This window comes from Mesorhizobium sp. CNPSo 4671, assembly GCF_057784245.1.
This window is the reverse complement of the sequence record NZ_JBWLUW010000086.1, coordinates 1-477: the sequence shown is the minus strand read 5'-3', so window position 1 is coordinate 477 and position 477 is coordinate 1. Positions and strand designations below refer to the sequence as shown.

Sequence of the window (477 nt, the reverse complement as noted above, 5' to 3'; positions counted from 1 at the left end):
ATACTGGTTCGAGCGCTATGCAAGGCTGCCGGTCGACATCGATGTCGCCTCGGAGTTCCGCTATCGCGAGATGCCGCTGTCGGCCAATGACGCCGCCTTCTTCATCTCGCAATCGGGCGAGACCGCCGACACGCTGGCCTCGCTGCGTTATTGCCGCAAGGCCGGCATGAAGATCGGCGCCGTCGTCAATGTGCGGGAATCGACCATGGCGCGCGAATCCGACGTCGTGCTCCCAACGCTTGCCGGCCCCGAGATCGGCGTCGCCTCGACCAAGGCTTTTACCTGCCAACTCTCGGTGCTGGCGTCACTCGCGGTGCGCGCCGGCGTGGCGCGGGGCACGATCTCGAAGGAGCAGGAAAAGACCCTGGTGCGTGCGCTTTCGGAAGCGCCGCGCTATGCCAACCAGGTGCTCAAGCTCGAAGAGCAGATCGAGCGCATCGCGCGCGAACTGTCGCGCTACAAGGACGTGCTCTATCT

The 477-nt window shown here is 64.4% G+C and carries 1 protein-coding gene; it reads left to right on the top strand.

Going from position 1 to position 477, the window contains the following annotated elements; translation table 11 throughout:
• Positions 1 to 477 (top strand): SIS domain-containing protein (locus AC04SF_RS37490; RefSeq protein WP_488481887.1); only part of this gene is annotated, 477 nt, incomplete at both ends.